Source organism: Paenibacillus flagellatus (assembly GCF_003217775.1).
Lineage (GTDB): Bacteria > Bacillota > Bacilli > Paenibacillales > NBRC-103111 > Paenibacillus_AB > Paenibacillus_AB flagellatus.
In genome coordinates this window covers 1-8,721 of sequence record NZ_QJVJ01000030.1, presented here as the reverse complement: position 1 = coordinate 8,721, position 8,721 = coordinate 1, and the positions used below count along the sequence as shown (strand labels likewise).

Here is an 8,721-nt window from a genome sequence, read left to right as displayed (position 1 = left end):
TCCCACTCCTTAGCATATGTCTCCCCTCTGAAGCTACTTTGGTCGGTATTTTCAGAGAGATGTATTCTACAGGGGTGGGTCATTTTCATTCCGGCGACGATGGGTCAATTATATCCCGGCGGTGACAGCTATGGACGTGCAATGGTTAGTGGGGGATCCGGCAAATCATCTGTAGGAGGAGTTATGAAGCCAGTCATTGGAATTGATGTATCAAAATGCGAAAGCGAAGGTTATATTTTTCTGGAACGGAATAAACCGTATGAGAAGGCATTCCGCTTTCTACATACCCACGAAGAAATTACCAAATTAAATATGAAGTTGGAGAAGGTGGAGGAGCTCGCTGGTGCAAAGCCGGCTGTTGTTCTGGAATCGACGGGGCATTACCATTTGGGGCTGGTGGGCGCGTTACAAAAACATGGCTATGAAGTCATTGTACTCAATCCCCTTATTTCTCAGCGAGCCAGGAAGTCCAAGTTAAGAAAAGTAAAGACCGATTCAGAAGATGCCAAACAATTGGCAGAATTGTATTACAGAGATGAGTTAAAAGCTGGTCTAACAAAGAGGTCAATGGAGCAAGAAGAACTCCGTTTTTTGAGCAGACAGCACCAAATGATTAATCACGCTTATGTTCAAGCTCAACTCCATTTCCAGTCTATATTGGATCAAGTATTTCCCCTATACACCGACATATTTGGCCAGTTATTTTCCGTTACAGCGCTTGAGGTGCTAAAGATGTATCCGACACCCGAACATGTTCTGACTGCCGCTCAAGATGAGCTTAAGGAAAAGATTGTTGCCCGCTGTAATCGATCGGATAGTTGGGCATCCACTAAGGCTGCTGCAATGATTCAGGCAGCAAGGAACAGCCTAGTCATCGATCCAAATCCGAGCCAGGTCATAGCAATGCGACTCATGATCAATCTGCTAATGGAATACCAAAGCCATCTTGCGAATCTGGAACAAGAAATCAAAATGAAAGCCAGCTGTATTCCCGGTTATGAATTACTGTGTTCCATTCCTGGAATAGGTCCGAAGCTCGCGGCAACAATTTTGGCCGAAATCGGGGATATCTCCTCGTTTGAACATTCGAAAAAGCTTGTCGCTTTTGCTGGTATTGATCCAAGTGTATTCTCGTCGGGGAAATTCACAGCGACTAGGAACCGAATAACAAAACGAGGCTCCACTCGACTACGAAGAGCTTTATATTTGGCAGTTCTTTGTGGAATCCGAGGGGCAGCTAGAAACCAACGTATTCGTTTGTTTTACGATCAGAAAAGACTTGAAGGCAAACCGCATCGTGTTGCGCTTATTGCTTGCACCAATAAGCTTCTTCGTATCATTTATGCATTACTTAAAAACTCAGTCCGGTACTGCCCCTCTTAATCCTTAAAAAGGTCAATATAACATATAACTCCAGTTGGAGCTGGGGTTACTTTCGTATTGCCCTTTTCTGATTCTACCAAAGAAATAAGTTTTGCCGAAAGAGACTTGACATCATATTAGCTGGTTTGTGTAAACACTCCCTGGGAAAACCTTCGAAAAGCCTAAGGGAGATGTGGGCCAATTCGATCAGGGAAGAAGACCGAGAGCTGCAGTAAGATCTGTCCCCAGTTTTGAACACGACCTGTCCATTTGCGAGTAACGTCCATAGTCGCCAGATATAGCATTTTGAGCAGGGATTCGTCCGTAGGAAAGATGCTTTTCCCCTTGGTCACCTTGCGGAGCTGGCGATGGTAGCTCTCCATCATATTGGTCGTATAGATCAGCTTTCGGATCTCAGGAGGGTATGTAAAGAACGTTGCGATCTCATCCCAGTTGGTACGCCAAGAACGCACGATGAGCGGATACTTGGTTCCCCAGGTCTCCTCGAATCGATCAAGCTCAACCAAAACCATCTCCTCGGTTGCGGCCTTGTAGATGGGCTTGAGATCGGCTGTACCTTCTTTAGATCCTTGTAGGAAACGTACCGCGTTGAATTGCGGATCTGATGAATGACACACTTCTGGATTTCCGTCTTCGGAAAGCAGGCAGAGATGGCCTGTGAGAAGCCCGAGAGGTTATCGACACAGGTAATGAGAATGTCCTGAACGCCACGATTTCGTAAGTCGTTCAGCACGCTAAGCCAGAACTTGGAGGATTCGTTCTCGCCGATCCACATGCCGAGAACGTCCTTGTTCCCATCGAGTTCGATGCCGATGACCATGTAAGCGGCCTTGTTTACGATGGCCCCGTCCTGCTTGACCTTGAAGTGGATCGCGTCCATAAAGACAACGGCATACACGCCTTGCAGAGGGCGATTTTGCCATTCTTTGATTAAGGGGATTAGTTTGTTCGTCACATTCGAAATCATCGTCGGAGATACTTCGATCCCGTACAAGTGGGCAAGATGATCCTGAATGTCTCGCGTGCTTACACCCTTCGCATACATCGCGATGATCTGGTCCTCAATGCCGGTTACGTTCGATTGATGCTTCTTGACGATCACGTGCTCAAACTCCCCATTGCGGTCGCGAGGAACGCGGATTTCCTGCTCGCCATACTCGCTGGTGATCGTTTTCTTGCTTTTCCCATTCCGACTGTTGGCGGTCTGTTTATTCGCTACGTCATGCTTGGCATAGCCCAACTCGTGATCGAACTCCGCCTCCAACATCTCTTACAGCGTGTCGGCGAACAGCTCTTTGAGGGCAGACTGAACGTCTGCCATTGTCTTCTGATCGTTATCTTTGATCAATGCTTTCACTTGCTCCTTGCTGAACTTGGAGGCCACTGCGCTCATCCTTCAATCCAACCTTTCCTATTAGTCTAATGGATAGATTGGAGAGTTTAAACAGTTTATTTTACAGACTCTATTGGAGCGCCTTCGGGCTGCTGTCCGTCATTACCGCGTTCCTCATCATGTCGTACTACGCGGTCGTAGCGGGCTGGACGCTGCAGTATACGGTCGAATCGCTCACCGGACTGCTGTTCCGCGCCGGCATCGACTACAAAACGAAATTCATTTCCTTCGCCGGCGGGTATATGCCGCTGTTCTGGGAGGCCGTCGTCATGGCGGTATGCGGCTGGGTGTTGGCGAGGGGCGTGTCCGGCGGGATCGAGAAATTCAACAAAATTCTTATCCCCGGCTTCTTCCTCATCCTCGTCGTCCTCATGATCCGGTCGCTTACGCTTCCGGGAGCGGGGGAGGGGGCGCGCTTTTTCCTGCAGCCGGACTTCAGCAAGCTGGACGCCGAGTCGGCGCTCATCGCGCTCGGCGCGGGGGACCTGCTCTACGCGTTCATCGCCGGACTCGTCATCTTCCCGACCGTCTTCTCCTACGGACTGGAGCCGGGCGAGGGCGTCGGGCTCGCCTTCATGGCGCTGCCGGCGGCGTTCGCGCAGATGCCGTTCGGCCTGCTGTTCGGCGGCCTGTTCTTCCTGCTGCTCGCCATCGCGGCGCTCACCTCGGCCATCTCCATCCTCGAGGTGCCGATCGCCTATGCGATGACCCAGTGGAAGTGGTCCCGCAGCCGGGCGGCGGTCCTCGTGTCCGTCGTCTGCTTCCTTTGTCGGCGTACCGTCCGCGCTGTCCGTCGGCGGCGTCCTCGGCACGTTTACGCCCGGCGGCCGGACGTTCTTCGACTGGACCGACTTCATCATCGCGTACGTCCTCATGCCGCTCGGCGGCTTGGTCGTGACGCTCTTCACGGGCTACGCGTGGAAGCGGGCAGGGGAGGAGTCCGGCTTGTCCGGCTTCTGGTACGGGGCGTGGATGATCCTGCTGCGCTTCGTGTCGCCGGTGCTGATCGTGTTGGTGTTTTTGTATTCGGCGGGATGGATTCGGGTGTAGGGGTAAGAAGAAAGCCGCTTTCTGGTGGAAGCGGCTTTTGAACGTTTATCACGAAGAAAACTTGCGTCGGATCAGTTCGCCTTGTCGCCTTGAACCGGCAGACTCATTACATGCAATTATCGGGTATTAATGGTTTTCTAAACGTAATTGACGGGAGAACGGGCGAAGCTGGACGCCAAAGCAAACGGAACGTACGTCGTCTATAAGATCGTACAGTTAAACTGGTCAAGGAATATTCGGATGGGAAAGCGGAGTTCCTGTCGGAACCATATAGAGAGAATGGTTGAGCCGAAAGCGACCATGTTAGTTTTTGCCGGTAACAACGGAAGCGGAAAGAGTACCATTCGAGATTAGATTATTGACCGGATAGGGATAAGTGTCAACTTGGACCCGGATGCTTTAGCTCGGCGGATTGATCCTCCCCCCTAAAATGCACGGGTTTCGACCGGTAAGGAAGCGATCCGATTGGCTCGAGATTGTATAGCCGTCCATCGGGATTTTCCCATGGAAATCACTTTATCGGATGGATCCGGCTCATGCAAGAAGCGAGGGCCAATCAATTTGAGATCATCATGTTTTATGTCGGTCTGGGGGATCCGAACTTAAATATCGAACGTGTTGCCATCGGGGTACATAACGGGGGACATCACATCCCTTCGGAGGACATTTTGCATCGGCATTACAGCTCTATGCATAATTTGCTTCAACATTTGGACTTGGTGAACTACTTGCTCGTCATCGATAATAGTGCTTTAAATAGCGAGGTCGTTTTAGAAGCGAATAACGGAGAATTAAAGTTCAAGATCCTAATTTATCCGAATGGGCATTGCGTATTCGCAGCCGATTAATCGGTCGCTCGTAAATCCGATCCACCTACCTATGATGGAGGGCTGGGTCGGGTTTTTGTTTTACCCGGACAGATGGGACTATTGTTGTTGTCATTTCCATAGAAGGGATACCTTGGAAGAGTGTCGAAAGAAGTAAAACTGCGTCAAAGTTTCTATCTTCATGGCGCTAATAGCCTACAAATCATATTGAAGGGAAGACGCCTAGTGACTTCGAATCATACGCGCATCATAGAGGCGTGGGCATCCAATTCCAAACAGAGGAAAAGGATTATTCGATCGTTGAAAACGGACAAGTTCCGTGGCTTCGTCATGATAAATATCGTTTAAAGGAGACGGAAAAGATACGTTTCGATTCACCGTGTACTTGGGCGTGATGGATACGGAAACCGTCATGAAGAACGTTCGGGAATACTTGCATGATAACGATCAAGTCATCGAAAGTATCAACTATAAAACAAATACGGCCATTGCGGAACTCAAGCTGGACTTCTACGAGAAACTCATAGCTGGATCGTTTAAGTTGTCCACCTTGCCATATGCACTAGGAAAGCTGCAGGCAAAAGAACGATATGATGACGAATATGACTCCTTCAATAAGCTTCATGAGCGAATGACTCAAATGGTCCAACGAGAATTAGATGGTTCGGTTTCGGTCGAAAGATTGCAGTGAATACAAGACGAGTTGAGCATTTTTGACGATTAAGTCTTAAAATGTATTTCCAGAACCTTTGTTCTCGTGAGGAGCTGCACGACACTTGAATTTGTAGTAAAATGATCATTATATTTGATCAATGATGAAAGCAGGTTCAATATGAGTAAGCCAGCATCTGAGAAGGGCGTCGTATACGAAACAAATCAGCTTGAGGTTACAACCGATTTTATGACCTTTAACCCAACTCTGAATGAATATTATATGGGTGTTTTTAATAAAATCACTACAACTTTATTGGACAAATTTAACTACCAACGTATTCAGTACCTTAATGAGCATATTCAAATATGGAAAAGTAGCATTAATGTAGATGATGTGGAGGGAATGAAACTTCTCTCTGTTTTAAGTATTTTAAGAGATTTATTGACTCAGGAATGGAGAATCCTTAAAAATACTGAGCAGCCTGAGTTGATGCTTGCCCCTCCCGTTTTACTTAGAGGAGATGACAAGGCTTATCTGCGCCAGCAACTTCAGCACGAAAGAAATGCACAATTTAAGTTGGAAAGTATTAAATCTTTCATTATAAGGATGGAAAAAAAGCGTAAGTATCAAGGGAAAGAACTAAACATACTAGATCTTGTTGGAGATAGCTCTCTGCTTTCATCAACAATAATGAAAATAAAAGAGAGTGTCAAGCAGGAGGAGCGCGTAAGGTTAGCTGCTTCTGAGATAAAGCCATATATTCAGCTTGTTGATAACTCATCATGTAGTTATACAGGATACAAGCTAATGGACATTTGGAGATACTTCCGCTATACGTGGTCAATTCCCTATAAATCGACACCAGGCAGGAATGTCTTTTATTTAATTAGAGATGCAGCGCAGCCGTATCATCCTGTCATGGGAATTGCAGCCTTGGGCAATTGTGTATTGCAATTAACAAATAGAGATAATTATATTGGCTGGACCCTGGATTCGATTAAAAATGCATTGAAAAAGAAAGTTAAGACAGAAGTTTTTGAGGAGACCCTCCCAGGACAGCTTGGATTAAAACGACATGTTGAAAAGACAACTGAATTAGAAAGTGATCGTGAGCATCAAGCACGTATTCAATTAGAAAGTGAGAAGACAATACAACTTCTGCTAAGGTTTTTAGATGAAGCAATTAATGACATAACGCCTATAAATTTATTGACAGCTGATGAAGTTGAGAATCCTAGCCCTAGGTGTATAGAAAGGCTAAAGGAAGTTGCCGAGTCACTCAAAGAGCTTCAATTAAATAACAAAAGAACTGCTGGAGAAATCAATTGGAATGCAGAGGCATGTACGCCTCTCTTTACAAAAAAGAGAGCTATTGAATTAGCAAAGCTTCTAGAAGCAAAGCTAATTATCAGAAATATGCTGGAAACTGAACAGGATAGTCTTGGAGCATTAAAAAAACTGCTATCAATTGATAAAGGGAAATCGATAAGTATTGCGTTGCAAGCAAACCGAAAGTGCAAAATTGGCTCAAACCTGATGGAAATTATTGTGTGTGGTGCAATACCTCCATACAATGAGGTTCTCGCAGGCAAACTCGTAAGCATCCTAATGTGTAGTCCAGTAGTGGTAAAGGAATATAACAATAGATACTCGGAGCAAGTCAGTGAGATCGCATCTAGAATGAAAGGCGAAAAGGTGGTTAGGGACTCTCAGCTTGCCTTTTTGGGGACGACCAGTCTATATCATATGGGAAGCAGCCAATACAATAGGATAAAGATTCCTGTCGGAGACGGTAAATCCTTAGAATATAAAAAGTTAGGTGAAACAGAGGGCTTTGGGTCAGTTTTTTTTGCACAGGAAACCACCCGATTCATAAGCACAATGTTACAACTGATTGATGGTGGCAGAAAAATCAATAATGTCTTTGGCGAAGGAACAAGCCCTCGCTTACGACTCATACGATCTGGGCTTTCTGCATTGGGGATCTCCTCGGAAAATTACTTAAAGCATCATACAAGAAGAATTGTTTACGGTGTTTCTTTAGCATCAAATACCAGCGAATTCTTAAAGGGCGAGGCAAAGGATTTAGACTATTTCCTTCCACTGGATGGAAATGAGGAGAAATACACGGGTCAATTAATTGACTTCTGGAGAGAGCGATGGTTCCTGAATAGAATTGAGACTGTTGATATTATCGAGAGACTTAGTGCTTTTAAAAAAGCCTCAATGTTATTAAGTAATTTCTTATAATTTGGGGGGGAGAAGTATGTACTTTGATTTAGATTTTATCGCCAAGCTTTATAATAACCGAAATAGCTATGCAGATGTTTTTAGTGCAGAGGAACTCTATGCTCTCCATGTGGAATCCGGGATTGAGGCATTACTGAAAAAATACATTGAACAAAAGAAGCTTATTTTCCTAACAGGCAATCCTGGCGATGGGAAAACGCATTTAATAAAATCGTTAAAATCGATTCTTGATGTGCATGATGCCTACGTGGAGCCCGATGCAAATAGCATAAAGGACGAGGAAGCTTTTTTAACGGAGTTCACCAAGGCTGTGTCTGAGGGGAAGCCTTGTATTGTGGCAATAAACGAATTCCCGCTTATATCATTGTTGGAAAAGCTAGGTGATAGACTTCCGGGCTTCCAACAAATCATTGCTCAAAGGGAAAAAGGGATAATATACAATAAGGGAAGCGAAGAGACAGTCAAAGAAGTGGTTGTTGTTGATTTAAACAATCGGAACCTACTATCCAAGGATATGCTGGAAAAAACCTTGAATAAGCTGCTGGATATTAGTAAGCCTTGTGAGAATTGTAAGGAAAGTAACGGCTGCGCAGCATCAAATAATTTAATTAAGCTTAAGCATCCAGTTGTGCAACAGCGATTATTTTCTGTTATTGAGAAAATTGGGAGTATAGGGCTCCATGTTGTTATGAGAGATATCCTGGGCTTCTTCGCTTTTGTCATCACATCAGGTAAAAAGTGCGTAATCAGAAAAAATGAAGACTCCGATGCAAATGATTATTACAATCTAATATTTAATGGTTCTAATGAATTGTTTACTGCGTTAGCCATATTTGATCCGTACCACTACTCTCACCCGGAGATTGATGAACGCCTATGGAACGGGGCACTTACAGAAGGCTGGTTATTCGAGGATAAATATGATGCTCCTGAGTATTCAGAAGAACCATTAGAAGCCTTTAAAGCCTTAAAGAGAAGGTTTTATTTTGAAAATGAGCGTGGACATGAGTTATTAGATCTGCTTCCCATTGAATATAACCTGAATTTCGAAAGTACTGCGCATTAAAAACATAAAAAGGGCTCCAAATCTTTGGTAGAATGGTGTTTGTCCAGGACAACATCACCCAAAGAGAGGAGCACCTTTTAGGTGAAGTCTACCACAC

Annotated in this window: 6 protein-coding genes and 1 pseudogene; 6 read left to right on the top strand and 1 reads right to left on the bottom strand. The window is 45.2% G+C overall.

The genetic code is table 11. The features are described 5' to 3' along the window. The first annotated feature begins 183 nt into the window (after positions 1–183). Complete coding sequence (locus tag DLM86_RS31555) at positions 184–1,383, top strand: IS110 family RNA-guided transposase (protein WP_110844213.1); 1,200 nt, start codon at positions 184–186, stop codon at positions 1,381–1,383. Positions 1,384–1,544: 161 nt separating this feature from the next. Here the strand turns inward: DLM86_RS31555 and DLM86_RS31550 are convergent. After that, positions 1,545–2,776, bottom strand: a pseudogene (locus DLM86_RS31550) (IS256 family transposase). A 38-nt stretch (positions 2,777–2,814) separates the two neighbouring features. On the opposite strand from DLM86_RS31550, the gene DLM86_RS31545 reads away from it, so the two are divergent. From DLM86_RS31545 to DLM86_RS31525, 5 genes are all read left to right on the top strand, one after another. Continuing rightward, positions 2,815–3,867 (top strand): SLC5/6 family protein, encoded by a 1,053-nt coding sequence (locus DLM86_RS31545; RefSeq protein ID WP_342773135.1) that lies wholly within the window; start codon positions 2,815–2,817, stop codon positions 3,865–3,867. 495 nt (positions 3,868–4,362) lie between these two features. Next, positions 4,363–4,674 (top strand): hypothetical protein, encoded by a 312-nt coding sequence (locus DLM86_RS32935; protein WP_245955071.1) that lies wholly within the window; start codon positions 4,363–4,365, stop codon positions 4,672–4,674. A 391-nt stretch (positions 4,675–5,065) separates the two neighbouring features. Beyond that, positions 5,066–5,344, top strand: a complete 279-nt coding sequence (locus DLM86_RS31535; protein WP_146250343.1) for a hypothetical protein — start codon at positions 5,066–5,068, stop codon at positions 5,342–5,344. 141 nt (positions 5,345–5,485) lie between these two features. After that, positions 5,486–7,558 carry a Druantia anti-phage system protein DruA gene (locus DLM86_RS31530; RefSeq protein WP_146250342.1) on the top strand — a complete coding sequence of 691 codons (2,073 nt, stop codon included), beginning with the start codon at positions 5,486–5,488 and terminating at the stop codon, positions 7,556–7,558. Positions 7,559–7,574: 16 nt separating this feature from the next. Next, positions 7,575–8,624 (top strand): P-loop NTPase family protein, encoded by a 1,050-nt coding sequence (locus tag DLM86_RS31525; RefSeq protein WP_110844207.1) that lies wholly within the window; start codon positions 7,575–7,577, stop codon positions 8,622–8,624. Positions 8,625–8,721 lie beyond the last annotated feature (97 nt).